General features: G+C 61.9%; 1 pseudogene. It reads right to left on the reverse strand.

The annotated features are described in order from the left end of the window. Nucleotides 1-475 (reverse strand): annotated as a pseudogene (locus EN991_RS39390) (polysaccharide deacetylase); the annotation flags it as partial.

The raw sequence follows: 475 nt of genomic DNA on the forward strand, positions 1-475 counted from the left end.
ATAGCCGGCGGCCGGCAGCGCTTCATAGAGCGCCTTGCCCGTCGACAGATACGGCGCGCGAAAACCGACAACCGCATGCCGTGCGAAATCGCGCCAGCCCTCAGGCTCGGGCGCAATGCCGTTGATGGCATAGGCGTTCTCGAGAATGTGCTCGAACGAACCGAACTCTTTCAGCCAGTCGGCCTTGCTCCAGTCCTTGCCGTCGAAATGGCCGCAGCCATGGCTGGCGATGTCGTGGCCCTCATGCGCGGCAAGCCCGATCTGCTCGAGCCGGTCGGTGACTTCCTGTTTCGAGGCGGCAAAGCCGATATTGGATTTCCCGGCGCTTCTGCCGGGTGCGGTGTATTCCTTGCGTGTTTCCGTCGACAGCAGGAAGACGCAGGACAGAAAATAGGTGAAATGTGCCCCGGTGCGCTCAGCCAGTGCTCGACTGCGCTTCCACTGCGAAATGTCGCGGGCGCTGTCGAACGAGATG

Source organism: Mesorhizobium sp. M7A.F.Ca.US.005.03.2.1, assembly GCF_003997795.1.
Classification (GTDB): Bacteria; Pseudomonadota; Alphaproteobacteria; order Rhizobiales; family Rhizobiaceae; genus Mesorhizobium; species Mesorhizobium ciceri.